This window comes from Streptomyces sp. IBSBF 2435 (assembly GCF_036815005.1).
Lineage (GTDB): Bacteria > Actinomycetota > Actinomycetes > Streptomycetales > Streptomycetaceae > Actinacidiphila.
Map to the genome: position 1 here is coordinate 1 of NZ_JAJSYW010000039.1, position 24779 is coordinate 24779.

The window sequence follows — 24779 nt, forward strand, 5'->3', positions numbered from 1 at the left end:
GGCCTCGGCGCCCCAGCCGCCGCACCAGCCTGCCCCCCCGAAGAAGACCGCGGGGCGTAATCTGCAGGCCGCGATAGGGGTCGGGGTCGGGCTCGGCGTGATCATCGTCGCGGCGCTCTTCATCGTCAAGGCGGTTTTCGTCGGCGTCGTCGCGGTCGCCGTGGTCATCGGCGTGTGGGAGCTGACCTCGCGGCTCGCCGAGCGCAAGGACATCCGCGTACCGCTGATCCCGCTCGCGGTGGGCGGCGCGGCCATGGTGGTGGCCGGCTATCTGCGCGGCGCCGACGGTGCCTGGGTGGCGATGGCGCTGACCTCGCTGGCCATCCTGGTCTGGCGGATGACCGAGCCCCCGCACGACTACCTCAAGGACGTCACCGCGGGCGTCTTCGCCGCCTTCTACGTGCCCTTCCTCGCCACCTTCGTGGTGATGATGCTCGCCGCGGACGACGGCCCCCGCCGGGTGCTGGTCTTCCTGCTGCTCACCGTGATCAGCGACACCGGCGCCTACGCGGTCGGCTGGCGCTTCGGCAGCCACAAGCTCGCCCCGCGCATCAGCCCCGGCAAGACCCGCGAGGGCCTGCTCGGCGCGATCGCCTTCGCCATGGTGGCGGGCGCCCTGCTGATGCAGTACGTCATCGATGGCGGCCACTGGTGGCAGGGCCTGCTGCTGGGCCTGGCCGCCGCCGTCAGCGCCACCCTCGGCGACCTCGGCGAGTCCATGATCAAGCGCGACCTCGCCATCAAGGACATGGGCACGCTGCTCCCCGGCCACGGCGGGATCATGGACCGCCTGGACAGCCTCCTCCCGACCGCCCCGGTGGTCTGGCTCCTCCTGGTCGCCTTCGTCGGCAAGGGCTGATCCTCCGGACGCCGAGTCCGGGTGAGCCCGGACCCGGGTCGTCTGAAACGCAGTTGTGCCGGATGGCACTTCGGGACTGTACGACCGACACCCATAACGAACCCAACGCGATATCGGTGGCGCCCCCGGCCACCAAAAGCTCAGCGCTCATGTGCCCCCACGCTGCCGTGCAATGGTTCCTTCCCCATCCGTAGCTTCCTGACTCGCACGGTGGGCCGACGTGCAGCCGTCCTGCCGAGCCCGACCAGGCAGTCACCGTGCGCGGTGGGAGTCGTCGCCCGACGGGCGTCCTTCGGTGAGCAATGACGACCCGAGCAGGCAACGCCGCGCGGTCTGCGACACTGGTAGGCATCATGCCTGCACCCGGAGAAGTGGAGTCAGCTCAACGCTGAGAACCCTCCACCAGCAGCTTTGCTGCTGGTGGAGGGTTCTGTTCAGGTCGTGGGCCGTGCTCGGGCCGTGGTACTACCGCACCCGGAGATCAGCGGCGCCTCCACCAGCGGGTGGCCAGGAACGGCGCCACGTACAGGGACGCCTCCGCCGGGGTGGCACGCCTGGCCCAGATCAGGATCACTCCCCCTACGAGAGCGCCTACGTAGGCGAGACCGGCCCCCCAAGGGGGCATAACAGGCGACTGGCTTTGCCGCAGGCGATTGTTCATAATGTGGATGGTGTTCCTTCCTGGTGGGACGGAGCCCATAGCCACCCGTATGTGTGCAAGCAGGCGGGTGGCTTTTTGCTGGGTTGCGGACCTGACCGCGCGTTGATTGTCCATCACTAACCATGGAATCCGCAAATCAGCCCCCCCGGGTGGAAAGGTGTTGACGCTGTCAAGGTCTTTCCACCTTAGATTCGAAGGTTGGGGGGGTCGGGTTGGTACTCCGATGACAAGACGAAGGCGCACGCTGGCGAACGCCTACGAATTGGTGAAGGGTCCTCAGTCACGCCTGCGTCAGGATGACGGCCGGGGGGAGCAGCAGCACGGGCGGCAGGGCCCATAGCACCCCGCGGGTTAGCCAGACCAGATTCCATCGATGGCACGGCGGGCCCGCTCCCGGCTGCTCGGCATGAGGTGCGCGTATACCCGGAGCGTCAGCGCCGGGTCGGCGTGGCCCAGGTATTCGCTCACGGCCTTGATGCTCTCGCCCGCGTCCAGGAGGACCGACGCGTAGAAGTGGCGGAGTGCATGCATGCCGTGCACGCGGGCCGACTCGTAGGGGTCGCCCTGGTCAGGGGTGGCGATGATGCCCGCGGCGGCGAGGGCGGGCTTCCACTCCTGGATGTTGAAGTTGCTCCGCCAGACGATCCCGCCGGCCATGTTGGAGAAGTACAGACACTTGGTGATGAGCGGTCCGTCCGTGCGCTTCCATGGGAGCGTCACCGCGACGGGCTTGCACCGGTCGACGTGCGCCCGGATGGCGTCGGCGACCACGTCCGGCAGGGGCACGTCCCGTTCCTTGTTGCACTTGGGCGGGGCGAATACCGCCTTGCCGCGGATGAGCTTGATCTGCCGGACCACGTGCAGCGTGCCGTTCGTGAAGTCGATCGCGTCGTCTTCGGCCAGGCCGATGATCTCGCCCTGGCGCAGTCCGCATCCGGCGCCCACGTCGACCATCGCGCGGTACCGCTCGGCGAGGGCGGCACGTACGGCGAGGACCTGTTCCGGGAGCCAGGGAACGACGCGTGCGGGGCTGCTGGCGGGGGGACGTACGGACTTGGCGTTGCAGGGGTTCCGGGCCAGCAGGCCGTCATCCACGGCCGCCGAAAGGACCGCCCGGACGTTGCCGTAGATGATGCGGGCGTACCCGCCCGACATCGGGTCGTCCTCCAGCTCCTTGACGAGTGCCTGGATGTGCGACGGGCGGAACAAGTCGAGCGGGCGGGAGCCGATGCGCGGCAGAACGTGCAGCCGCAGCCGCGTCTCTACCGCCACCTGCGTCGTGGGGTCGGTCGTCTGCGCCGCCATCCAGCGTTCGGCGAACTGCCGGAAGGTGGTCCGGCCGGCGCGGGGGTCCACGTACGACCCGCGCGCCATGTCCGTCTCGGTCTGCGCCAGCCAGGCTTCCGCGAGGCGTCGTTGCCGGTCGGGGAAGCTCTTGGACTTCTCGCTTCCGTCGGGGCCGATGTAGCGGGCCCGGTAGCGAAGCCCGGAGCCGTGGCGGTCGGTCTTGATGCGGACGGGCTTGCCGTTGGGGCCAGGTTGGGTCTTGTACCAGCGGTCTTGGATGTGGCCTGCCATGGTGGGCAGCTCCTTGGGGGTTCGTCCGGTCGGTGGCTGCCGGGGCGCGTGCCGAGGTGGTCTCGTCGCGTCCTGGCTGCTCGCTGTGCCGGGCGGTCCTGTGGTCGCTGTCCGTGCAGGGAGGGAGACGGGGGCGTCCGCCGGGTGCGGGTTTCTGGGGGTGCTCGGAGGCGGCGGGCGGGTGCCTCCCTGGCCGCTCATATGGGGAGGTCAGTTGAGGGAGGCGGGGTCAGGGAGGCGGTCAGGGAGTTCTCCCTGCCTCCCCTAGGTGCTCCCTGTACGGCGTGTGACGAGTGGGCAGAGTGAGTGAGGCAGGGCGGTTGTCCGCGGAGCGGTCGTGCCGGGACTGGCAGGGGTCGGGACGGGGTGCCTCACTGCCCCACTGCGGGACCGTTGCCCCACGTCAGCCCCAGTGGGGTGGGGTCAGTGAGGCGGCCAGTGGAAAGCCACTGCCTCACTGGCCGCCTCACTGAACGCTGCGTGACGGCTGGGGTTGGGGAGGGGAGGCGTCGGCGGCGTGCGGAAGGGTGTCCAGGGCCTGTTTACGGGTGGTCGGCGGGGTGCCTCCCCGCCTCCCCAGGGGGTGGTCTGTGCTGCTCAGGGCTGGGGAGGTGGCTTGGGGGTGTGGTTGGGGAGAACTCCCCACCTCCCCAAGTGCCTCCCCAGCACGGTGGGTTACGCGGCTTGGTCGCGGGCGGTCTGCTGGGCGGTCCAGTCGCGTACGGCGGCGGGGTCGTAGCGCAGGTATTTGCCGACGCGGAAAGCGGGCGGGCCGGTGCGCTTCTTGCGCCAGGCGTAGACGGTTTCGATCGGCACGCTGAACAGGCTGGCGATGTCCTCGGAGGTGAGGTACCGGTCGGGGAGACCGGCGCGGAGCATGGCCCGGGGATCGGATACGGGGGCGGCCATGGTCACTCCTTGTGGTTCCTGCCGGGGGTGCGGGGTGAGGGTGCGCGCCGTACTGGAGAGTTGGGGGAACGCAGCGTCCATAGCGCCCGCAGCGTCCGCACCTACCGGGCGGCTGGTGGGCTGCCCGGTCCGGAAGGTTCCGGCGGTTCCGCTACAGGTCAGGCAGGGGGTCGGGTTCGGGGATGGGCGCGACGGGCGGCCATGGCGGGCGGGCGGTGGCGTCGGAGGGTACGGACGCTGGCGGGGCGTCAGCCGGTGCCCGCGACAGCACGAGCAGGCGTTGCCGGTGCCGGTCCTGACTACGCTGGGTGTCGTCCACGGTGATCCCGATGGACCGCAGCAGCGGGGCGAGGCGTTTGAGGCGGCCGGATGCGCGGGTGGCGTCCTTGGGCCAGCCGGGCGGGCGGGGCCCGTCGCCGAAGGTGAGGAGTTCCAGGAGTTGTCCGGCGGTGCCGGACCAGGTGCACCAGTTGTCGGTGAAGTCGGCGACGGCGCGGCCGAAGGGGTCGCCTTCAAGGGCGTCGGTAGCGACGTTGACGGAGGTGGCGAGGTAGGCGTCCAGGGTGTTCCAGCCCTGGACCTGGTCGACGGCGGCCAGCACCCGGGCGTAGTCGGCCATGCGGGGCATGGTCGACAGTTCCACGTACGGCAAGACGGCCAGCACGTAGGAGAGCAGGTCCAGCAGCGCCTCGAGCACTGCGGGCCGCACCGCCTCAAAAGCGCTGTCCAGCTCCTCTTCGGTGCGGCGCCGGTCGGGGTCGATGAGCTGCAAGTCCAGCATGAGCAGGCGCTCCGCCAGGTCGCCGGCCAGGGCTCCGGCATCGATGGTCGTCATGGCCAGCACGCGGCGGAAGGTGAGGACCACCACGTCGTCGTCGGTGTACAGGGCCCGGTCGACGATGCCGTCGCCTGTGACGGCCTTGCACAGGGTGTCGGACAGCCACGGGGGGATGGTGGAGATGTTGTCCAGGCACAGCGCCCAGGAGCTGAACGCCTGCGTGGCCCAGGTCTTGACGTCCCGCGGCTGGCTGCGCTTGGTGGCGGGTGAGGGGTCGATGAGGTTGACGACCATCTGCGCGGTCTTGGACTTGCCCGTGCCCTGCTCACCCTTGAACGTCAAGATCGGGTGCGGGATGTGGGGAATCCACGCGGCCACCAGCCACCCGACAAGCTGCCGGAAGGTGTCCTGGTCCATGTTCAGTAGCCCGTGCAGCCTGGCCAGCCCGTCCCCGCCCCGCACGGGCACGGGCACGGGCGCCATGGCCCCGGAGCGGCGGAAGACCGTGGGGGAGCGGGGCACGGTCTGCCAGCGTTCGGGCTCGACCGTGACCGCGCGCCCGTCCGTGCTCCCCAGGTCGATCACGATCGTGCCCGACGCCGGGTCGGTGCCGACGCGAAGGTGGACCGGTACGGGGTCGTCGTCAGAGGCGATGCCCTCCAGCACGGTCATGGCGTCGGCCAGTGCGGACTGAGAGGGAACCTCGCCGTTGTAGGAGTCGGTGAACAGCCGCGCGAGACGCTGGCGCAGACCTGCCTTACCGCGCAGGGGCAGGGCGATGTTCGGGCCGGTGCGCTCGATGGCATAGGGGCGGCCGTCGTCTGAGGTGATCAGGTCGTACCGGTCCCGGGCCAGCTCCACCAGCCGCATAGCGGCGGACGGCTTCTTCCCCTCGCTGTCAGCGCCACCGCTCTGGTCTGCGTGACGACCCGCGTCACGGGGCGTCGACTCAGGCGCACCCGGACGCAGCCGGTCGGTGCTCATGCTGCCTCCATCAACGCGTCGGGTCGGGTGGTCGAGTCGGGCAGACGGGTGCGCGTCGGCAGCACCGCAGGCGCGTTCGTGAGGACGAGTCGAGTCGGCTGGTTACCGGGGTCGGCAGCGCGCACGAGCTGTGCGGGCACGGTGAGCCGTGCGCGCTGTTCGGCCTGGTCACCCCTCGACTGATCCTGCGTCCGGTTGGCCGACGCGTCGGGCCAGGCGGCCGACTCGTACGCGGCGGCCATGCGCGCCAGCAGCAGGCAGATTCCGACCGTGAACACCCGACCCGACCGGTTGGGAACGGGCTCGTGGACACCCGACACGTCGGGCTCGTGCGCGGTCGACCGGCCGGTGGTGGGGTCGGGCACGTGGGGCGCGACGTGGGGCGTCACGGTGTAGCGGGCGGCCAGCAGCAGCGCCAGCAGCAGGGGCAGTCGGTCGGCCTTGGCCGCGTTGCAGGGCTCGCAGGCGAGCACGGTGTGCTCGGCGCGCCAGGTGTTGAACAGAGACAGCCGGCACCACGTGGTCGATGGTCGCGGGCCGCAGGTCGGCGAACAGACGCCCGCAGTACATGCACCACGATCCGTCGCGGGCGGCCAAGGTCCGCTTACGAGCCCGCTTGCGCGAGCCGTTGAGCGGGCAGCGGTCGTGCAGGCTCACGCCGCACCGCCGCGCAGTTCGGCGTGCATGGCGTCCTGACGGGGGCACTCCGGGACGACCGCCCCGACCGCCCAGCCGCCCGCGTTCAGCGACACCAGCAGGGGACGGGGGTTGATCTAATGGTTCACCGACAGGTCGTAGCAGAACTTGCGGCGAGGGCGGTCCGGCGTGAGGGCCCGGTACTCCGGGTCCAGCTCCGCGAACGGCGTGAGCGCCCAGGGGTGGAACTCGTTCGGTCCCTCGTTGCCCAGCCGCGCCAAGGTGCGGGCCCCCAGCCTGGACACCCCTTCCATAAGGTGTCCGTTGATCTCCGCGCCGCGCCCCACTGCGCTGCGCCCGCCGCGCGTCACCTTGATGTCGGAGGCGTACAGCGCCAGCGCGACCGCTCCGGCCGGCAGCAGCTCCGAGAGTGCGTCGCGGTACCAGTGCTCACGGCACAGGACGTACGCGTCGGAGTAGGCGAGGGTCACATCGCGGTCCCACAGGCTTAGCGCGGCCATCTCCCGCGCGGTCGCGTCCAGACCCGACACGCCGAGGTGGTCCACGGCCCGCCATACGACGGAAAGCATCTGCTCGCTGGTGGGCCGGGCCGGTGCCTGCGGCAGCGCGGCCAGGGAGAGGTACAGGCCCGCGGCCACCTGCTCACGCGTCAGCTCCAGCGAGCCGACCGGCACCCGCGGGAACGCCTCACCCGCACGCCGACGCTCCACCAACGGCAGAGTCGTAACCTGCTCACTCAGCCGGTCCACAGTGATTCCAGGCATCATGGAGACACCCCTTCGAGGGTTAGGGGAGCGACGAACTACTTGGCGGTTGGGCGTCGCTCCCGCTCTTTTTGGCTTCCGAGACCTAGCTTGTACTAGGTCACCTAGCATGTCAACTAGGTGTCTTAGGTCGTGCTAGGTGCTACCTTCTGTGGCATGACTCTGAGCAGCGATGACCCGCGCGCGCCGTACGTGCAGGTGGCGGACGTTCTGCGTCTTGAGATCGAGAGAGGCACTCACGGACCGGGCAAGAAACTGCCGTCGGTCCGGGAGCTCTCCGAACGGTTCGGCGTCGCCCCCATGACCATCAGCAACGCACTCCGGGTGCTGAGGGACGGGGGTTACGTCGCGTCGACTCCTGGTCGCGGGACCTTCGTGCGTGAGGCCCAGCAGGAGGCCACCCCAGCCGCCCCGACGGTGGCCGATCTCGCGGACCGTGTCACCGCGCTGGATACCACGGTGCGTGAGTTGACCGAACGCCTGGAGCGGCTGGAAGCCAACGGCTGAGGCGTCACCAGAGGGCGGCTGGACGCTGGTCATCGGTCGTCCCCTCTCCGGTAGGTTGCTTGTCGATGTGGCCAGCAAAGACCAAGCACGGCCTGTGAATGAAGGGTGATCGCGGATCACTCACAGCTCACTCACGGGCACAGCGGAGGAAGTTGCGATGCCAGACGCCAGCACTTCCGGAGAAACGTTCATCGCCGAACTCAAGCGGTGGCGCGACGTCCGGGGTTTGTCTCAGTCCGCGTTGGCCAAGGCGGTTGGCTACACGCCCTCCTATGTCTCGAAGGTGGAGAGCGGCCAGCAGCGGCCCTCTGCGGAGTTCGCCGAGGACTCGGACCGCGTGCTTCGCGCCGGCGGGGCCATACGCCGCAGTTTCGGTGAGTTCGAGGCCCAGGGGTGGGGGCGGACGCCCGCCGCGCACAGGGCCCGGCACGACGCTTCGCAGATGCTCCAAGCGCCGTCCAGCATCATCGTGGAGCATGAGGACTCGTCGCTCTACTACGACGGAAGCGTGTACCGGACGACGCAGCGGCGAAAGCTGTACAACGCCAGCGCGGACCCGATCACGCGCTATCTGATCCGAATCTCGGTCGACCGGTACCCCGGGAATCCCGAACGCTCCAACCAGCTTTACCGAGAAAACCCGCTGACCTGGGCAGAGTTGCGCCTTGAGGCGTCCATTGGGGGTGAGTCGATCGGCTGGCGAACGCAGCACGACCGGGACGCTTTCAAGGAAGTATGGCTTCTCTTTGAGAACGACTACGGGCGTTATCCGCTTTATCCAGGAGATACCGCCTGGTTGGAATACTCGTACGCCGTTGGAGACGAGAAGTGGGGGACGTGGTATCAGCGAGCTGTCCGTCTTCCGACGAACCTGCTGAGTGTACGTCTCGACTTCCCGTCGGAGCTTGACCCGGTGGTCTGGGGTACGGAAACCACCATGACGGCTGAGGCGTTCCCCTTCCGTACGGCGATCCAGCGTGACGACGTGGGAGAGCGGCGGGTGTTCTCGTGGAGCACGGAGGAACCACCGCTGCATGCCCGCTTCCGACTGGAATGGAAGTTCCGGGCCCGCGCGAACCAAGAGGAGGCAGGCGCGGATATGGTCACACCGAGCGCGGCTGAGAAGATGCGGAGTATCGGCATCATCCAAGAGGGTGATCCGATCCTTGCACGGCAGGCCAGGAGCTTCACGCTGCCGGAGGAGGCAGAGGATGCGCGGCGCCTGGTCGCGGAACTCGGCTCTGCGGCCGAGAGGGCCGATACGATCCACGTGTTCAGCAAGGGAATGGGGGTTGCTGCACCCCAAATCGGAATCGACCGCTCAGCCGCCATCGTGCGCACGCCCGATGGCGAGACGATCACCCTTCTCAATCCCCGAGTGATCGAGGAATCGGCCGAGGCCGACGAGCAATACGAAGGGTGCTGGAGCTTCTTCGATCTCCGAGGAAAGGTTCCCCGTCCCCTCAGTATCACCGTGGAACACCAGGACATCGACGGCCGAGACCGCATCACAGTCTTCGAACGCGGCGTCGCGCGGCTAGTCGCTCACGAGATCGACCACCTCGAAGGCAGGCTCTACCGCTCGCGGATGCGGCCCGGGGTGGAGCCGATCACCGTTGCTGAGTACCGTGGTACGGGTCGGAGCTGGACCTACGGGAGCGACGACGCGACCTCCGGCAAGGGATAGAGCGGGCGGCCTGCGGCCGCTCGACCCTTGGCAGCTCGCTGCGCTCGCGCTGCGGGCAGCCGCCCCCCGACGCGCTCCGTTGCGCGCTGTCCGTCATGGGGGAGTGCCCGGCGCGGTGTCGCCGGAAGGGGCACGTCTGGCGAGCCTCACAGCAAGAGGAGCACCCCCCGGCGCGGCGTGCTCCTCTTGCTCTTCGCCAACCCGCCGGCGGTCCGACTTGCGCGATACGGACATCCGATGACTACCGGACGCGTGGTCGCTGGCGTTCGTGTCTCTCTTCCACTTCCAGCGCTGTGACCTGCGGCCACGCTCTTAGGGCGGGTGATCTTGCGGACGCTTGTTGGACGCTGACCCGATCCGTTAGCGTCCGCAGGAAAACGGCAAGTCAGAGCTGGTGTGCGAGCGATCGCAGACGCTGCGGACGCTATCTCCTACCAACTCTCTAGTAAGAGGAAGAGAGCGGACCTTTCGCCGGGGGAGTGGGGCTTTTACCGCGGCGGGGCCCGCACGGTCAAAGCCTGACTTGCCCCCGTCTGGCCGCACGAGCGCTGCGACCGTTCGTGCCGGATGCCCCCCGCTGAAACGCCGCACAGAAGCCGTCTGCGGGGCTCGGTCGCGGACCCTGCGCCATGGGTATGGGGAGGTGGCGGCCAAAGGGCGTCCGCCCGCAGGGCGGTCCGTCTGCTCTGCTTTTCAGCCGGGGGCAGCGCTGTGCGGGGGGTGCGACCCTCTCTGCGGGCCGGTTCCCGGGCACGGTCCGCAGGGGCCGCTAACCGCTAAGAGCCTCGTCAGCACCCGTATCGACCGCTAGCGGCCCCTCTAGCGCTAGACGGGTCGGATCGTGGTGGGTGAGGCAGCGCCAGCCGTCCGCGACCGCTGCTGACTCACCCGCCCCCGGGCCGTCTGTGGGCAGTGCGAGGGTGGCCAGGGACAGCCAACGACCACCAGTGACGACCCCCGCCGATCTGCTCTGAGCAGGGCACCGCGGCCGGTCTGCGACACTGGTTGGCATCATGCCTGCACCCGGAGAACTCACTTTCGCCGTGCCGCGCGGGGCCAAGAAGCCCCCGCGGCATCTTGCCGACCTCTCGCCCGCAGAACGACGTGAGGCGGTGGCAGCGCTCGGGGAGAAGCCGTTCCGGGCCAAGCAGCTGTCGCAGCACTACTTCGCGCGGTTCGCCGACGACCCGGCCGCCTGGACGGACATACCGGCGGCGGCCCGCGGCAAGCTCGCCGGGGACCTGCTGCCCGAGCTGATGACCGTGGTGCGCCACGCGTCCTGCGACGACGGCGACACCCGCAAGACGCTGTGGAAGCTCTTCGACGGCACGCTCGTCGAGTCGGTGCTGATGCGCTACCCCGACCGGGTCACCATGTGCATCTCGTCACAGGCCGGCTGCGGCATGAACTGCCCGTTCTGCGCCACCGGACAGGCCGGCCTGGACCGCAACCTGTCGACCGCCGAGATCGTGCACCAGATCGTGGCCGCCATGAAGGCGCTGCGCGACGGCGAGGTCCCCGGCGGCGCGACCCGGCTGTCGAACATCGTCTTCATGGGCATGGGCGAGCCGCTGGCCAACTACAACCGGGTGGTCGGCGCGATCCGCCGGCTCACCGACCCCGAGCCGGACGGCCTGGGCCTCTCACAGCGCGGCATCACCGTGTCCACCGTGGGCCTGGTGCCCGCGATGTACCGCTTCGCGGACGAGGGCTTCAAGTGCCGCCTCGCGGTGTCCCTGCACGCCCCGGACGACGAGCTGCGCGACACCCTGGTGCCGGTCAACACCCGGTGGAAGGTCCGCGAGGTGCTGGACGCGGCCTGGCACTACTCCGAGGTGTCCGGCCGCCGGATCTCCATCGAGTACGCCCTGATCCGCGACGTGAACGACCAGGCGTGGCGCGCCGACCGGCTGGGCAGGCTCCTGAAGAACCACCGGGTGCACGTCAACCTCATCCCGCTCAACCCGACGCCCGGCTCGAAGTGGACGGCGTCGCGGCCCGGGGACGAGCGCGCGTTCGTGGCGGCGCTCGAAGCGCACGGCGTGCCGGTGACCGTACGCGACACCCGCGGCCAGGAGATCGAAGGCGCCTGCGGACAGCTCGCCGCCGCCGAGCGCTGACCTGCTGCTATCGTACGGTCGGCGACCGGCGGGCGTAGCGTTGCAGCAGCCGGACGCCATACGGTCGTACAACAGAACATTCCGACAGGGGAGCGCCTGAGACGGCGCTGAGAGTGCGGCGAGGGACCAGAACCGAAGGGTCCCAGGCCGCAGACCCTCCCACCTGATCCGGGTCATACCGGCGTAGGGAGTCATCGCAGATGAGAACCACATCCCGACGTGCAGCGGGCGCGCTCGCCCTGGCCGCCGCCGCGGCGGCCGTCCTGGCCGGCTGCGGCAGCGACTCGCCGGCCAAGGGCAAGGACAAGGCCGGCAGCAGCGGCTCCAAGACCGTCACCCTGGTCAGCCACGACTCCTTCGCCGCGTCGAAGTCCGTGCTCGCCGAATTCACCAAGGAGACCGGCTACACGGTCAGGGTGCTGCGCGGCGGCGACGCGGGCGCGGCAGTGAACCAGGCCATCCTCACCAAGGACCACCCGCGCGGCGACGTCTTCTTCGGCGTCGACAACACCCTGCTGTCCCGGGCGCTCGACAACGGCCTGTTCACGCCGTACGCGGCCAAGGACCTCGGCCGGGTGCCGGCCGACGTGCAGCTGGACGCGGCCGGGCACCACGTCACCCCGATCGACTCGGGCGACGTCTGCGTCAACTACGACCGGGCCTACTTCGCAGCCCACCACCTTGCGCCGCCGCAGAACTTCGCCGACCTCGTCAAGCCCGCCTACAGGAACCTGCTGGTGACCGAGAACGTCTCGACGTCCTCGCCGGGCCTGGCCTTCCTGCTGGGCAGCGCCGCCACCTATGGCGACGGCGGCTGGCAGGGGTACTGGAAGCAGCTCAAGAGCAACGGCGTCGAGGTCGTGGACAGCTGGGAGCAGGCCTACAACGACCGCTTCTCCGGCTCCTCCGCGGGCAAGCAGGCCAAGGGCGACCGGCCGCTGGTGGTCTCCTACGCGTCGAGCCCGCCCGCCGAGGTCATCGGCGTCACCCCTGAGCCGGCCCAGTCGCCCGTGGGAGTGTCCACCGGCACCTGCTTCCGGCAGATCGAATTCGCCGGCCTCCTGCACGGCGCGAAGAACACCGCGGGCGGCCGGGCACTGATCGACTTCATGCTGAGCAAGGCCTTCCAGCAGGACATGCCGCTGCAGATGTACGTCGACCCGGTCCGCGAGGACGCCGTCGAGCCGCCGGTGTTCGTCAAGTACGGCGCGAAGATCGACCACCCCACCACGCTCGCGCCCGCGAAGATCGCCGCCAAGCGCGACGACTGGGTCGGCGCGTGGAATTCGATCGTCCTGAAGTGAGCGCACGGTGAGCGCGCTGCGTACGGCGTACGACCGCGGCACCCGCGGGTCGGACGGCGCCCGTGAGCCCCGCAAGGCCGCGGGAGGCCGCGGCGCCGCCGTACGCGCAGCCCTGATGGCGCTCCCGCTGCTGTTCTTCGCGGCGTTCTTCGGCTACCCCGTGGCGGCGATCGTCACCCGGGGCCTGCACCAGGGCGGCGGCTGGCAGTTCGGCCGGATCGGCGACGTCCTGGGCGACGCCGGAATCCGCCATGTGCTGTGGTTCACCTGCTGGCAGGCCGCCGCCTCCACCGCGCTGACCCTGCTGGCCGCGCTGCCCGGCGCCTATGTCTTCGCCCGGCTGGACTTCCCCGGGCGGCGGCTGCTGCGCGCGATCGTCACCGTGCCCTTCGTGCTGCCGACCGTCGTCGCCGGCTCCGCCTTCCTGGCGCTGCTCGGCCGGGACGGCTTCACCGACTCGCTGTTCGGGGTGCGGCTCGACACCAGTGTGTGGGCCATCCTGATCGCCCACGTCTTCTTCAACTACGCCGTCGTCGTCCGCACCGTCGGCGGGCTGTGGGCGCAGCTCGACCCGGCGCAGGAGGAGGCCGCCAGGATGCTCGGGGCGGGCCGGCTCGCCGCCTGGCGGCGGGTGACGCTGCCCGCGCTCGGCCCGTCGGTGGCCGCGGCGGCGCTGATGGTCTTCCTGTTCACCTTCACCTCCTTCGGTGTGATCCAGATCCTCGGCGGCCCCACGTACTCCACCCTCGAAGTGGAGATCTACCGGCAGACCGCGGAGATCTTCGACCTGCCGACCGCCGCCGTCCTCACCCTGCTGCAACTTGCCGCGGTCGTCGCGATTCTCGCCGTGCACGCCTGGACGGTGCGCCGCCGCGAGTCCGCGCTGCGGCTGGTGGACCCGGCGCTGACCGCGCACCGGCCGCGCGGGGCGGTGGAGCGCACCCTGCTGGGCGTCGTGCTCGCGGTCATCGCGCTGCTCATCCTGCTGCCGCTCGGCGTGCTCGTGGCCCGCTCCTTCGACACGCCCGGCGGCTACGGGCTGGCCTTCTACCGGGCGCTCGGCTCCACCGACGGCGGCACCTTCAGCGTCGCCCCCTGGGAGACGGTGGGCAATTCGCTGCGCTTCGCCGCCGTCGCCACCGTCATCGCGCTGACCGTCGGCGGACTGGCCGCGGCGGCGCTGGTGCGCAGGGCGGGACGGCTGGTACGCGGCTTCGACGCGCTGCTGATGCTGCCGCTGGGCACCTCCGCCGTCACCATCGGCTTCGGCTTCCTGATCGCGCTCGACAAACCGCCGCTGGACCTGCGGGACTCCTGGCTGCTGGTGCCGCTCGCCCAGGCGCTGGTCGGCGCGCCCTTCGTGATGCGGGTGATGCTCCCGGTGCTGCGGGCCGTCGACGAGCGGCTGCGGGAGGCGGCGGCGGTGCTCGGCGCGTCGCCGTGGCGTGTCTGGCGGGAGGTGGAACTCCCGCTGGTATCCCGCGCCGTGGCCATTGCCGCGGGATTCGCCTTCGCCGTCTCGCTGGGCGAATTCGGCGCCACCGTCTTCATCGCCCGCCCCGACGACCCCACCCTGCCGGTCGCCGTCGCCAGACTGCTGGGCCGGGCCGGCGCGCTCAACTACGGCCAGGCGATGGCGCTGAGCACCGTCCTGATGCTGGTCTGCGCCGCGTCGCTGCTGGTGCTCGAATCGCTGCGCGCCACAGGACAGGGGGAGTTGTGACCGCGACCACGACGGTGGCCACGGCCAGGACCGCGGACGCCGCGCTGCTGCGCCTCGACGCCGCGACCGTACGGTTCGGGGCGCGGACCGCGCTGGACGCCGTGGACCTGGACGTCGCCGAGCACGAGATCGTCAGCGTGCTCGGCCCGAGCGGCAGCGGCAAGTCCACCCTGCTGCGGGCCGTCGCGGGCCTCACGGCGCTGGACGCGGGGCGGGTGCTGCTCGGCGGCGCCGACCAGCGCGGCGTGCCCGCGCACCGCCGCGGCGTCGGCCTGATGTTCCAGGACCACCAGCTCTTCCCGCAGCGCGACGTCGGCGGCAATGTCGGCTTCGGGCCGCGGATGCACAAGGCGCCGCGCGAGCAGCGGCAGCGCCGGGTGGCGGAACTCCTCGACATGGTGGGCCTGCCGGGCGCACAGGCCCGCTCGGTCGCGGCGCTGTCCGGCGGCGAGCAGCAGCGGGTCGCGCTGGCCCGCGCGCTCGCGCCCGAGCCGCGGCTGCTGATGCTGGACGAGCCGCTGGGCCAGCTCGACCGCTCGCTGCGCGAACGCCTGGTGGTGGAGCTGCGGCAGCTGTTCGGCCGGCTCGGCACCACCGTGCTCGCCGTCACCCACGACCAGGGCGAGGCCTTCGCGCTGGCCGACCGGGTGGTGGTGATGCGGGACGGCAGGATCGCCCAGACCGGCACCCCGCTGGAGGTCTGGCAGCACCCGGCCGACGAGTTCGTCGCCCGCTTCCTCGGTTTCGACACCATCACCGACGCCGTGGTGACCGGCAGCGTCGCCGTCACCGACTGGGGCAAGCTGCCGGCGCCGGCCGGCGCCCCGGACGGCCCCTGCCGGCTGCTGGTCCGCCCCACCGGGGTCCGGCTGTCGGCGGAGGGCGCACTGCGCTGCGAGGTCGTCGCCCGCACCTTCCGCGGCGGCCATGTCGCGGTAAGGCTGCGACCGGAGCACGGGCCGCTGCTGGAGGCCGAATGCGCGCTGCGGGACGCCCCGCAGGAGGGTGCGGCCGTCGGCGTGGCCTTCGCCCCTGAGGACATCGTCGTCCTGCCCGGGTGACACCGCGGGCGGTACGGACGACGCTCGTACGCACCCCGGCCGTCCGTACGCTGACCGTACGCCCACCGCCCGTACACCCCCGGGCCTGAGCGTCCGCAGAACCACACGGATGGGCACCGATGAGTTTCGCCGCCCCGGACCGTCCTATCTGCTGGGGGCGCGAGGACGCCTCCCGGGCCGACGAGAATCGGAGCACACCATGCAGAAGATCACCACCTTCCTCTGGTACGACGACAAGGCGGAGGAGGCCGCGGCCTTCTACACCTCGCTCTTCGAGGACTCGCGGATCGTCCGCGAGCAGCGGTACGGCGAGGCCGGCCCCGGAGTCGCCGGCCGCGTGATGCTGGTGGAGTTCGAGCTGGCCGGGCAGCGCTTCCTGGCGCTGAACGGCGGCCCCGACTTCACCTTCAACGAGGCCATGTCGCTGTCCGTCGACTGCGGCCCCCAGGAGGAGGTCGACCGGCTGTGGGCCGCGCTGACCGCCGACGGCGGTCAGGAGGGCCCCTGCGGCTGGCTCAAGGACCGCTACGGCGTCTCCTGGCAGATCGTGCCCCGCCGGCTCCATGAGCTGATCTCCGACCCCGACCCGGTGAAGTCCCAGGCCGCGACGAAGGCGATGCTGGGCATGAAGAAGATCGTGATCGAGGAGCTGGAGGCCGCCCACGCCGGCTGAACGGCGGGCGGGCGGCCCCCGCTCACTTCTCCAGCAGCCTGGCGAGCGCGTCCGGCACCTCGGACACCGACTCGACCAGCGCGATGCGCCACGCCATCGGGTGGTCGCGGGCCAGCGCGTTCAGCAGCGGCCAGGCGGGCAGCCGCTCGGTCCAGTGCGCCCGGTCGACCAGCACCATCGGGGCGGGCTCGCCGCGTGAGGAGTAGTAGTTCGGGGTCGCCGCGTCGAAGATCTCCTGGACGGTTCCCGCCGCGCCCGGCAGGAAGACCACGCCGGCGTTGCAGCGGGCCAGCAGGGTGTCCTCGCGCACCGCGTTGGCGAAGAACTTCGCGATGTGCGAGGCGAAGGCGTTCGGCGGCTCGTGCCCGTAGAACCAGGTCGGCACCCCCAGCGAGGTGCCGCCCTCGGACCAGCGGTCGCGTACTTCGAAGGCGGTCATCGCCCACTCGCCGACCGACGGCCGGAAGGACGGCGCGCCGCCGAGCACCGACAGCGCCTTGCCGAGCATCAGGTCGTCGTGCGGCGCGGCATAGGCGCCGAAATTCGCCGCCTCCATCGCGCCGGGTCCGCCGCCGGTGGCCACCGTCAGGCCGCTGCGGGCCAGCGCCCGGCCGAGCCGGGCGGCCCCGGCGTAGGCGTCGGTGCCGCGCTTTATGGCGTGGCCGCCCATCACGCCCACCACGCGGGCGCCCGCCAGATGCTCGTCCAAGGCGTCGGACACGGCGTCGTCATGGATCGAGCGCAGCATCGACGCCAGTATGTCGCCGTTCGCCGCGGTCGTCCTGAACCACTCGTACGCGCGGGCGTCCGGGGTGCGCTCGTAGCCGCCGGCGAGATCCGCGTACAGCTCGGCGGGGTTGTAGAGCGCGGCCCGGTAGGGATCGAAGGGCAGGTGCGGGACGGGCGGGAAGACCAGCGCACCGCCCGCCCTGACGTGGGCGAGCGCCTGCGGCTCCATCGGGCAGCCGAGGAAGACCGCCTGCGTGGTGTCGGCGACCAGCAGGGCGAACGTACGGTCCGTCAGGTCGACGGCCTGCAGGCGGTATCCGGCGAAGGAACCCGACAGGGCGACCCGGTCGAATTCCTCCAGGGTCTCGATCTCACGGGCGGGCGGGGGCGTCATGTCGGCGGGCACGCCAGCACGATAGCCCGCCGGTCGGCTCACCGGTTCGCCGGTACGGTCGCGAACCCGGCGATCAGGGCCGTCAGGGGGACCGCGACCGCCAGCAGCACCCCCGCGCGCAGCGCGACCGCGCCGCGCAGCAGGGCGGGGGAGGCCCCCAGGTCGCGCAGCGCGGCGGTGGACCGCGCCCTGGCGCTCCTGGCCTCCAGCATCGCGGTGCCCGCGATGGCCAGCACGCATACCGCGATCAGGCCGGCGGCGAAGGTCGTCAGCGGGCCGAACCGGTGGCCGCCGCCCTTGAGGCCGTACGCCGCCACGGCCCCCGTCGCCGTCGCGCACAGCAGGCCGAGCGGGCGGCCGACCCGGCGCGCCTCCTGCTGGAGCGCCCGGCCGGACAGCAGCCGCAGCGCGCCCGGCCGGTGCAGGGCGAGCAGCCGCCCGCACAGGTACACCAGGCCAGGACCGGCGACCACCATGCCGACGGAGGCGAGCGCCCAGCCCGCCGCCGTCGCGGGCGACACCGAGCCCAGACCGCTGGGCAGCCGCAGCGCGTCGCCGCGCGGGGCGCTCATCTGCACGGCGAGCCCCACCGCGGTCAGCGCGACGCCCCAGGGCAGCCCTGCGGGCGCGGACCCGGGCCTGGCCGGCCGCGGCTGCCACAGCCGGGTGGCGGCCACGCCGGCGGCGGCCAGCGGCACCGCCGCCAGCAGTGTCGCGGCGCCCGCGACCGGCAGCCGGTGTCCGGCGCCGAGCACCTCGGAGGCGGACCCGGCGTAGGGCACACCGCCCAGGACGCCGCGCAGGTAGAGGAAGGACAGCAGGGCGAGCCCGCTGCCGACGGCGCAGGCCAGCGCGGCGCTCGCAGCGCCGATCAGCACCGTCGCGCTCCGGCCGAGCCCGATCGCGGCGAGCCCGGAGCCCGGCCACCCCAGCGGCTGGGCGCGGCCGACGGCCGCCGCCAGCTGTACGGTCACCGCGGCCGGCAGCAGGCACCACATCAGGCGCACCCCGGCCCCGGCGCCGGTCTGCGGGTGCCCCAGTGCCCAGCCGAGCGCCGAGAGCAGCAGCAGCCCCGTACCGGCCGCGGCGGCGACCACCGTGAACCAGCGCCCCATGGCGCCCAGACGCGCCCCGCGCACCATCCGCCAGCTCAGCACGACGCCTCCCGCCCGGTGACGGGGTCCGGGGTGCGCGTGCCGTCGCCAGGTACGGTGCCCTGGTCCTGGTGGCGGGTCATGCGTTCGCCGGCGCAGGGTCGGGCGTCTCGCGGTCCTGGACCGCCGTCGCGGCTTCGGTGCGGCCGTCGCGCAGGGCCAGCATTCGGTCGGCGTAGCGGGCCGTGTCCGGGTCGGTGCCGGCGAGTACCACCGTCATGCCGTGCGAGCGGGCCGCGCTGGTGAGGGTGCGCAGCACCTGGGCGCGGTCGGCGCGGTGCAGTGGCGCGGCCGGGTCGTCGGCGAAGACCACCGCGGGCGCCGCGACCAGGGCGCGGGCCACCGCGACCCGCTGCCGCTCCGACTGGAGCAGCCTGGCAGGGTGCTTGCGGGCGGCGGCACCGATGTCGAGCCGGTCCAGCCACTCCTGGGCCTGCGCGCGGGCGGCCCGCGACCGGACGCCGCGCATCAGCAGCGGCAGCGCCGCGTTTTCCCACGCCGTCAGTTCCGGCAGCAGCTGCGGTTCGCTGCCGACCCACCCGAAGCGCTCCCTGCGCAAGTGGTCGCGGGCCGCCGCGGCCTGGGTGTGCACGGGTGCGCCGTTGAACCACACCTCGCCCTGGTCGGGCACCAGCTGGCCCGAGAGGCAGCGCAGCAGCGTCGTCTTGCCGGAGCCGCGCGGCCCGACCACCGCGAGGATCTCCCCTTCGCGCACTCCGACCGAGACGCCGAGCAGGGCGGGCGAGCCCCGGTGGGAGTGGCGCAGGGCGCGGGCGAAGAGCACGTCGTTGTCGGGCGGGGCCACCATGCCGTTCCTCCGCGAATCGTCCCCCCGGCGGCGGGCGGCGGTGTGCCGCCGGTGCCGGGGAGTGGGCGGTCACTCCCCGGCACCGTAGAGCGGCGTCGGCGGCGTACGCCCGCAGGCGCGTCGGCCGGCCGGGCCGATCCGCCCGTACGGGTGACCCGCGCCGCGGGCGTCACAGTTTCGCCCAGGCCTCCGTCAGCACGGTCCGCAGGATGCCCTCGATGTCGTCGAAGAGCGCCTGGTCGGAGATCAGCGGCGGGGCGAGCTGGACGACCGGGTCGCCGCGGTCGTCGGCGCGGCAGTACAGGCCGTTGTCGTAGAGCGCCTTGGACAGGAAGCCGTACAGGACGCGCTCGGTCTCCTCGTCGGTGAAGGTCTCCTTGGTGGCCTTGTCCTTGACCAGCTCGATGCCGTAGAAGAAGCCGTTGCCGCGGACGTCGCCGACGATCGGCAGGTCGCGCAGCCGGTTCAGGGTGCCGAAGAAGCCCGCCTCCTGGTCCAGCACGTGCTGGTTGAGGCCCTCGCGCTCGAAGATGTCGAGGTTGGTCAGCGCGACCGCGGCCGACACCGGGTGGCCGCCGAAGGTGTAGCCGTGCAGGAAGGTGTTGCCGCCGCGGTAGAAGGGCTCGGCGAGGCGGTCGGAGACGATGCAGGCGCCGATCGGCGAGTAGCCGGACGTCATGCCCTTCGCGCAGGTGATCATGTCCGGCACATAGCCGAACTTCTCGCAGCCGAACATGGTGCCGAGCCGCCCGAACGCGCAGATCACCTCGTCCGACACCAGCAGGACGTCGTAGGTGTCGCAGATCTCCCGGACCCGCTGGAAGTAGCCGGGCGGCGGCGGGAAGCAGCCGCCGGCGTTCTGCACCGGCTCCAGGAAGACCGCGGCGACCGTCTCGGGGCCCTCGAAGAGGATCTGCTGCTCGATCTGGTCCGCCGCCCAGCGGCCGAACGCCTCGGGGTCGTCGCCGTGGACCGACGCCCGGTAGATGTTGGTGTTGGGCACCTTGCGGGCGCCCGGCACCAGCGGCTCGAACGGCGCCTTGAGGGCCGGCAGCCCGGTGATGGACAGCGCGCCCTGCGGGGTGCCGTGGTAGGCGACGGCCCGCGAGATGACCTTGTACTTCGTGTGGTTGCCGGTCAGCTTGTGATACTGCTTCGCCAGCTTCCACGCCGTCTCGACGGCCTCGCCGCCGCCGGTGGTGAAGAAGACCTTGTTCAGGTCGCCCGGCGCGTAATGGGCGAGCCGCTCCGCCAGCTCCACGGCCTTGGGGTGCGCGTAGCTCCACACCGGGAAGAACGCCAGCTCCTGGGCCTGCTTGTAGGCGGTCTCCGCCAGTTCGTGCCGCCCGTGGCCGGCATTCACCACGAAGAGCCCGGACAGGCCGTCGATGTAGCGCTTGCCGTGGTCGTCGTAGATGTACGTGCCCTCGCCGCGGACGATCGTCGGCACAGGGGTGTTCTCGTAGTCCGACATCCGGGTGAAGTGCATCCACAGGTGGTCGTACGCCGTCTTCGACAGGTCTGCGCTCATGGCTATCTGGTTCCCCAGGTGTAGGTCTGCTTCCGGAGCTTGAGGTAGACGAAGCTCTCGGTGGACCGCACGCCGGGCAGCGCGCGGATCCGCTTGTTGACCAGCTCCAGCAGATGGTCGTCGTCCTCGCAGACGATCTCGGCGAGCAGGTCGAAGGAGCCGGCGGTGATCACCACGTACTCGACCGCGTCCAGCGCCGCCAGCGCCTCCGCGACCGGGTCGATGTCGCCCTCGACGGTGATGCCGACCATCGCCTGCCGCCGGAATCCGACGGTGAGCGGGTCGGTCACCGCGACGATCTGCATGACGCCCTGGTCGAGCAGTTTCTGCACCCGCTGCCGCACCGCGGCCTCCGACAGGCCGACGGCCTTGCCGATCGCCGCGTAGGGGCGGCGGCCGTCCTCCTGGAGCTGCTCGATGATCGCCTTCGACACCGCGTCTATCGACGGCGACGTGCCGTTCATGTCACGTGTGGCCACGCGCCCCACTGTGCAGGAGAGGTCGACGGTCCCGCAAGCCCTGGACGATGAAATTCGTCGCCGGGTGCTGCTTTGGGTACCGATTCGGTTGTCGGTGGATGTTGGGTATGTCGAATACCGCAGTCCTGCGGCTAAGCTGGGTGTTGTCTCAGTGCGTGGACACCCGACACAGCACCACGATCCGGACGACCAGGGAGCAATCGCCGTGACCGAACTCCGTACTCTGCGCAACTACATCGACGGAGAATTCCGTGCCGCCGCGGACGGACGGACCACCGAGGTGGTCAACCCGGTGACCGGCCATGCGTACGCCACCGCGCCGCTGTCCGGCGCCGACGACGTGGACGCGGCCATGGCCGCCGCCGCCGAGGCCTTCCCGGGCTGGCGCGACACCACGCCGTCGGACCGGCAGAAGGCGCTGCTGCGGATCGCCGACGCGATCGAGGCGCGGGCCGCCGAGATCGTCGCCGTCGAGAGCGAGAACACGGGAAAGCCGATCGGTCTGACCACGACCGAGGAGATCCCGCCCATGGTGGACCAGATCCGCTTCTTCGCGGGCGCCGCGCGGATGCTGGAGGGCCGCTCCGCGGGTGAGTACATGGAGGGCATGACCTCCATGGTCCGGCGCGAGCCGGTCGGGGTCTGCGCGCAGGTCGCGCCCTGGAACTACCCGATGATGATGGCGGTGTGGAAGTTCGCCCCCGCCATCGCCGCGGGGAACACGGTGGTGCTCAAGCCGTCCGACACCACACCGGCCTCCACCGTGCTGCTCGCCGAGATCCTGGGCGAGCACCTGCCCAAGGGCGTCTTCAACGTGGTCTGCGGCGACCGCGACACCGGCCGCCTCATGGTCGAGCACCCGGTGCCCGCGATGGCGTCCATCACCGGCTCGGTCAGGGCCGGCACGGAGGTCGCCGGATCCGCCGCCAAGGACCTCAAGCGCGTCCACCTCGAACTGGGCGGCAAGGCGCCGGTGGTGGTGTTCGAGGACGTCGACATCCCGCGCGCCGTCGAGGACATCTCGGTGGCGGGCTTCTTCAACGCCGGCCAGGACTGTACGGCCGCCACCCGCGTCCTGGTGCACGAGTCGATCCACGCGGAATTCACCGCCGCCCTGGCCAAGGCCGCCGCCGACACCAAGACCGGCCTGCCGGACGACGAGGACGTGCTGTACGGCCCGCTGAACAGCGCCCGCCAGCTCGACCAGGTCAGCGGCTTCATCGAGCGCCTCCCCGCGCACGCCAGGATCGAGACCGGCGGCCACCGGGTCGGCGAGCAGGGCTACTTCTACGCGCCGACCGTCGTGTCCGGGCTGCGGCAGGACGACGAGATCATCCAGCGCGAGGTCTTCGGCCCGGTCATCACCGTCCAGTCCTTCACCGACGAGGAGCAGGCCCTCACCTGGGCCAACGGCGTGGACTACGCGCTGGCCTCCTCGGTGTGGACCAAGGACCACGCCCGCGCGATGCGGATGTCCAAGCGGCTGGACTTCGGCTGTGTGTGGATCAACACCCACATCCCGCTGGTCGCGGAGATGCCGCACGGCGGCTTCAAGCAGTCCGGCTACGGCAAGGACCTGTCGGGCTACGGATTCGAGGACTACACGCGGATCAAGCACGTGATGACGTCCCTGGACTAGGCCCGCTCCCGGTGGCCCCCGGCGCCGCGAGGCGCGGGGGGCCCGGTCAGGCGCTGCAGGGCCGTCAGGCGGTTGGTGGTGACCGAGTCGACGCCCAGCGCCAGCAGTCGGCGCATCGAGCGCGGCCAGTCGGCGGTCCAGGCCGCCACCAGCAGGCCGCGCTCGCGGGCGTAGCCGACCGTCGCGGCGTCGATCAGGCCGAAGCGCAGATTCAGCCAGCGCGGCGCCACCGCCGCGAGCAGCGCGGGCGCGGGGCGCGCCGAGGTCTTCCAGGTCAGCGCGATCTCCGCGGCCGGGTCCGCGTCCCGCACGGCACGCATCGCGGTCGCCTCGCCGCAGTAGTAGACCCGCTCTCCCGCCCCCGCGTCCCGGACCGCGGCGAGAGCGGGGGCCGCCTGCTCGGCGCCGGTCAGGTCGAGCAGCATCCGGCTGCGCTCATGCCGCGCCAGCTCGGCGAGCGCCTCGGCCAGCGTCGGCACCTGCCCGCCGGTGAGGTCGCGGACCTCGTCGCGGGTGAGCCCGAGCACCGCCCGCTGGTGGCCCCACAGGCGCTCCAGCGTCGGGTCGTGCAGCAGCACCGGCACGCCGTCCCCGGTCACCCGGACGTCGACCTCTACCGCGTCCGCGCGCTTGAGCAGCGCGGAGCGCACCGAGGGCAGGGTGTTCTCGCGGTGCGCGTACGGATCGCCCCGGTGGGCGACGGTCACCGCCATGCGGCGGCGTACGCGTCGATCTCGGCGGCGAGCCGTGTCTTGCCCGCCGCGTCCAGGAACGACGCCTCCACGGCGTTCCTGGCCAGCCCCGCCACCCCGTGGTGGTCCAGCCCCAGCAGTCGCGCGGCGACCGCGTACTCCGTGTTGAGGTCGGTGCCGAACATCGGCGGGTCGTCGCTGTTGACGGTGACCAGGACGCCCGCCGCGACCATGGCCCCTATCGGGTGCTCGTCGAGCGTGGCGACCGCCCGGGTGGCGATGTTGGAGGTCGGGCAGACCTCCAGCGGGATACGGTGCTCGGCCAGGTGGTCGAGCAGCCGCGGGTCGCACGCGGCGCTGGTGCCGTGGCCGATCCGCTCGGCGCCCAGCTCGCGCAGCGCGTCCCAGATGGTCTCGGGGCCCGTGGTCTCCCCGGCGTGCGGCACACTGTGCAGCCCGGCCGCCCGCGCCCGCTCGAAGTACGGCTTGAACTGCGGTCGCGGCACCCCGATCTCGGGCCCGCCCAGGCCGAACGACACCAGTCCGTCGGGGCGCAGGTCCAGCGCGAGCCGCAGCGTCTCGTCCGCCGAGGGCAGCCCCGCCTCGCCGGGGATGTCGAAGCACCAGCGCAGCGTCACGCCCAGCTCCGCCTCGGCCGCCTTGCGGGCGTCCTCGATCGCCGCCATGAATTCCCGCTCCGGGATGCCGCGCCGGGTGGAGCTGTACGGCGTCACGGTCAGCTCGGCGTAGCGGACGTTCTGCCGCGCCATGTCCCGGGCCACCTCGAAGGTGAGCAGCCGTACGTCCTCCGCGTCCCTGATCAGGTCCACCACCGACAGGTAGACCTGGATGAAGTGCGCGAAGTCCTGGAATTCGAAGTATTCGGCGAGCGCCGCGGGGTCGGCCGGCACCGCCGAGTCCGGGTGCCGGGCGGCCAGTTCCGCGACGATGCGCGGGGAGGCGGACCCCACGTGGTGGACATGCAGCTCGGCCTTCGGCAGCCCGGCGATGAAGGCGTCGAGGCCGCGTGCGGGAGCGCTGTCGGACATGCGGGGTCCTCCTGGACAGGGGCGCGGATACGGCGTGCG

The 24779-nt window shown here is 71.3% G+C and carries 21 protein-coding genes and 1 riboswitch; of the genes, 9 read left to right on the top strand and 12 right to left on the bottom strand.

Annotated elements, in window-relative coordinates; translation table 11 throughout:
- The coding region (locus V7E46_RS10740) for a phosphatidate cytidylyltransferase (RefSeq protein ID WP_333768200.1) at positions 1–859 on the top strand (859 nt) is incomplete at its 5' end.
- Between the two features lie 1012 nt (positions 860–1871).
- Here the strand turns inward: V7E46_RS10740 and V7E46_RS10745 are convergent.
- The 5 genes from V7E46_RS10745 to V7E46_RS10765 all read right to left on the bottom strand — a co-directional run bounded on the left by V7E46_RS10745 (position 1872) and on the right by V7E46_RS10765 (position 7136).
- Positions 1872–3098, bottom strand: a complete 1227-nt coding sequence (locus tag V7E46_RS10745; RefSeq protein WP_333768201.1) for a tyrosine-type recombinase/integrase — start codon at positions 3096–3098, stop codon at positions 1872–1874.
- A 675-nt stretch (positions 3099–3773) separates the two neighbouring features.
- Positions 3774–4007, bottom strand: a complete 234-nt coding sequence (locus tag V7E46_RS10750; protein WP_333768202.1) for a helix-turn-helix domain-containing protein — start codon at positions 4005–4007, stop codon at positions 3774–3776.
- Positions 4008–4158: 151 nt separating this feature from the next.
- Complete coding sequence (locus tag V7E46_RS10755) at positions 4159–5655, bottom strand: ATP-binding protein (protein ID WP_333768203.1); 1497 nt, start codon at positions 5653–5655, stop codon at positions 4159–4161.
- Positions 5656–5765: 110 nt separating this feature from the next.
- Positions 5766–6242, bottom strand: coding sequence for a hypothetical protein (locus V7E46_RS10760; protein ID WP_333768204.1), 477 nt, complete (start codon positions 6240–6242; stop codon positions 5766–5768).
- A gap of 300 nt (positions 6243–6542) precedes the next feature.
- The gene (locus tag V7E46_RS10765; RefSeq protein WP_333768205.1) at positions 6543–7136 is read right to left on the bottom strand and encodes a hypothetical protein; all 594 of its coding nucleotides are present in this window, start codon (positions 7134–7136) and stop codon (positions 6543–6545) included.
- Positions 7137–7346: 210 nt separating this feature from the next.
- Between V7E46_RS10765 and V7E46_RS10770 the strand changes: the two genes are divergently transcribed.
- The 7 genes from V7E46_RS10770 to V7E46_RS10800 all read left to right on the top strand — a co-directional run bounded on the left by V7E46_RS10770 (position 7347) and on the right by V7E46_RS10800 (position 16265).
- The gene (locus V7E46_RS10770; protein WP_333768206.1) at positions 7347–7697 is read left to right on the top strand and encodes a GntR family transcriptional regulator; all 351 of its coding nucleotides are present in this window, start codon (positions 7347–7349) and stop codon (positions 7695–7697) included.
- Positions 7698–7854: 157 nt separating this feature from the next.
- The gene (locus tag V7E46_RS10775; protein ID WP_333768207.1) at positions 7855–9384 is read left to right on the top strand and encodes a peptide deformylase; all 1530 of its coding nucleotides are present in this window, start codon (positions 7855–7857) and stop codon (positions 9382–9384) included.
- Between the two features lie 1013 nt (positions 9385–10397).
- Positions 10398–11504: a 23S rRNA (adenine(2503)-C(2))-methyltransferase RlmN gene (gene rlmN, locus V7E46_RS10780; RefSeq protein WP_333768208.1), complete on the top strand. Its 1107-nt coding sequence runs from the start codon at positions 10398–10400 to the stop codon at positions 11502–11504.
- Between the two features lie 76 nt (positions 11505–11580).
- Positions 11581–11711, top strand: a riboswitch (TPP riboswitch).
- Positions 11705–12808 carry a thiamine ABC transporter substrate-binding protein gene (locus tag V7E46_RS10785; RefSeq protein WP_333768209.1) on the top strand — a complete coding sequence of 368 codons (1104 nt, stop codon included), beginning with the start codon at positions 11705–11707 and terminating at the stop codon, positions 12806–12808. (Overlaps the previous riboswitch by 7 nt.)
- Before the next feature lie 115 nt (positions 12809–12923).
- Positions 12924–14531, top strand: coding sequence for an ABC transporter permease (locus V7E46_RS10790; protein ID WP_333768226.1), 1608 nt, complete (start codon positions 12924–12926; stop codon positions 14529–14531).
- Entirely contained in the window at positions 14528–15592 is a 1065-nt protein-coding gene (locus V7E46_RS10795) for an ABC transporter ATP-binding protein (RefSeq protein WP_333768210.1), read from the top strand. Before V7E46_RS10790 ends, V7E46_RS10795 begins: the two co-directional genes overlap by 4 nt.
- Positions 15593–15791: 199 nt before the next feature.
- On the top strand, positions 15792–16265 hold the full coding sequence (locus V7E46_RS10800) for a VOC family protein (protein WP_329174175.1): 474 nt from the start codon (positions 15792–15794) through the stop codon (positions 16263–16265).
- 22 nt (positions 16266–16287) lie between these two features.
- Here V7E46_RS10800 and V7E46_RS10805 read toward each other — a convergent pair whose 3' ends face one another.
- The 5 genes from V7E46_RS10805 to V7E46_RS10825 form a co-directional block, all read right to left on the bottom strand.
- Positions 16288–17388 (bottom strand): LOG family protein, encoded by a 1101-nt coding sequence (locus tag V7E46_RS10805; RefSeq protein WP_333768227.1) that lies wholly within the window; start codon positions 17386–17388, stop codon positions 16288–16290.
- Between the two features lie 38 nt (positions 17389–17426).
- On the bottom strand, positions 17427–18545 hold the full coding sequence (locus V7E46_RS10810) for a hypothetical protein (protein ID WP_333768211.1): 1119 nt from the start codon (positions 18543–18545) through the stop codon (positions 17427–17429).
- Between the two features lie 76 nt (positions 18546–18621).
- Positions 18622–19350: an ABC transporter ATP-binding protein gene (locus V7E46_RS10815; protein ID WP_333768212.1), complete on the bottom strand. Its 729-nt coding sequence runs from the start codon at positions 19348–19350 to the stop codon at positions 18622–18624.
- Positions 19351–19519: 169 nt separating this feature from the next.
- On the bottom strand, positions 19520–20881 hold the full coding sequence (locus V7E46_RS10820; protein ID WP_333768213.1) for an aspartate aminotransferase family protein: 1362 nt from the start codon (positions 20879–20881) through the stop codon (positions 19520–19522).
- A 2-nt stretch (positions 20882–20883) separates the two neighbouring features.
- Positions 20884–21345 (bottom strand): Lrp/AsnC family transcriptional regulator, encoded by a 462-nt coding sequence (locus tag V7E46_RS10825; RefSeq protein ID WP_333768228.1) that lies wholly within the window; start codon positions 21343–21345, stop codon positions 20884–20886.
- Between the two features lie 220 nt (positions 21346–21565).
- Here V7E46_RS10825 and V7E46_RS10830 point away from each other — a divergent pair, with 220 nt between their 5' ends.
- Entirely contained in the window at positions 21566–22999 is a 1434-nt protein-coding gene (locus tag V7E46_RS10830; protein WP_333768214.1) for a gamma-aminobutyraldehyde dehydrogenase, read from the top strand.
- Here V7E46_RS10830 and V7E46_RS10835 read toward each other — a convergent pair.
- Together V7E46_RS10835 and V7E46_RS10840 are read right to left on the bottom strand one after the other, a co-directional pair.
- Positions 22996–23712 carry a glycerophosphodiester phosphodiesterase gene (locus V7E46_RS10835; RefSeq protein ID WP_333768215.1) on the bottom strand — a complete coding sequence of 239 codons (717 nt, stop codon included), beginning with the start codon at positions 23710–23712 and terminating at the stop codon, positions 22996–22998. The genes V7E46_RS10830 and V7E46_RS10835 overlap by 4 nt on opposite strands.
- The gene (locus V7E46_RS10840; protein ID WP_333768216.1) at positions 23703–24740 is read right to left on the bottom strand and encodes an adenosine deaminase; all 1038 of its coding nucleotides are present in this window, start codon (positions 24738–24740) and stop codon (positions 23703–23705) included. Before V7E46_RS10840 ends, V7E46_RS10835 begins: the two co-directional genes overlap by 10 nt.
- Positions 24741–24779 lie beyond the last annotated feature (39 nt).

Excerpts from the sequence above, each read along its gene's own strand:
- V7E46_RS10750 (WP_333768202.1), bottom strand. The coding sequence starts at position 4,007 with ATGGCCGCCCCCGTATCCGATCCCCGGGCCATGCTCCGCGCCGGTCTC.
- V7E46_RS10805 (WP_333768227.1), bottom strand. The coding sequence starts at position 17,388 with ATGACGCCCCCGCCCGCCCGTGAGATCGAGACCCTGGAGGAATTCGAC.
- V7E46_RS10745 (WP_333768201.1), bottom strand. The coding sequence starts at position 3,098 with ATGGCAGGCCACATCCAAGACCGCTGGTACAAGACCCAACCTGGCCCC.
- V7E46_RS10815 (WP_333768212.1), bottom strand. The coding sequence starts at position 19,350 with ATGGTGGCCCCGCCCGACAACGACGTGCTCTTCGCCCGCGCCCTGCGC.
- V7E46_RS10770 (WP_333768206.1), top strand. The coding sequence starts at position 7,347 with ATGACTCTGAGCAGCGATGACCCGCGCGCGCCGTACGTGCAGGTGGCG.
- V7E46_RS10835 (WP_333768215.1), bottom strand. The coding sequence starts at position 23,712 with ATGGCGGTGACCGTCGCCCACCGGGGCGATCCGTACGCGCACCGCGAG.
- V7E46_RS10785 (WP_333768209.1), top strand. The coding sequence starts at position 11,705 with ATGAGAACCACATCCCGACGTGCAGCGGGCGCGCTCGCCCTGGCCGCC.
- V7E46_RS10840 (WP_333768216.1), bottom strand. The coding sequence starts at position 24,740 with ATGTCCGACAGCGCTCCCGCACGCGGCCTCGACGCCTTCATCGCCGGG.
- V7E46_RS10755 (WP_333768203.1), bottom strand. The coding sequence starts at position 5,655 with ATGCGGCTGGTGGAGCTGGCCCGGGACCGGTACGACCTGATCACCTCA.
- V7E46_RS10775 (WP_333768207.1), top strand. The coding sequence starts at position 7,855 with ATGCCAGACGCCAGCACTTCCGGAGAAACGTTCATCGCCGAACTCAAG.
- V7E46_RS10820 (WP_333768213.1), bottom strand. The coding sequence starts at position 20,881 with ATGAGCGCAGACCTGTCGAAGACGGCGTACGACCACCTGTGGATGCAC.
- V7E46_RS10800 (WP_329174175.1), top strand. The coding sequence starts at position 15,792 with ATGCAGAAGATCACCACCTTCCTCTGGTACGACGACAAGGCGGAGGAG.
- V7E46_RS10790 (WP_333768226.1), top strand. The coding sequence starts at position 12,924 with ATGGCGCTCCCGCTGCTGTTCTTCGCGGCGTTCTTCGGCTACCCCGTG.
- V7E46_RS10825 (WP_333768228.1), bottom strand. The coding sequence starts at position 21,345 with ATGAACGGCACGTCGCCGTCGATAGACGCGGTGTCGAAGGCGATCATC.
- rlmN (WP_333768208.1), top strand. The coding sequence starts at position 10,398 with ATGCCTGCACCCGGAGAACTCACTTTCGCCGTGCCGCGCGGGGCCAAG.